Below are 387 nucleotides of genomic sequence, written 5' to 3' on the forward strand. Positions count from 1 at the left end.
GGATATGGCGAACTTAAGCAAACCCAGCTACAAAGCAAGGTGACGTTACGAAGCAAATTTGTTGAAGGTGTTAAGCAAGAATTGTGGGGAGTGCTTATCGCTTATAATCTGGTTCGTTTAGAAATGACAGCGATAGCAAAGGAAGCTAAAGTTGCGCCAACCCGTATCAGTTTTACCGCGGCAATAAGCTTGATAGATACACAATTAAGGTGGCTTGCTTTATCACCAGATGGAAAGCTGCCAGCGAAACTTAAGCAAATGCGAGCCGATATAAAACACTTTATCCTTCCAGATAAAAGAAAGCACCGAACGTATCCACGCTCAGTGCTCTATATACCTAGCCGTTATCCACTTAAATATAAACAGTAATGCTTATCCGAATAGCAT

General features: G+C 41.6%; 1 pseudogene. It reads left to right on the forward strand.

The annotated features are described in order from the left end of the window. Nucleotides 1–369 (forward strand): annotated as a pseudogene (locus tag AAEY88_RS12650) (IS4 family transposase); the annotation flags it as partial. Between the last annotated feature and the right edge of the window lie 18 nt (nt 370–387).

The organism is Psychrobacter sp. CAL346-MNA-CIBAN-0220 (assembly GCF_040309805.1).
Taxonomy (GTDB): domain Bacteria; phylum Pseudomonadota; class Gammaproteobacteria; order Pseudomonadales; family Moraxellaceae; genus Psychrobacter.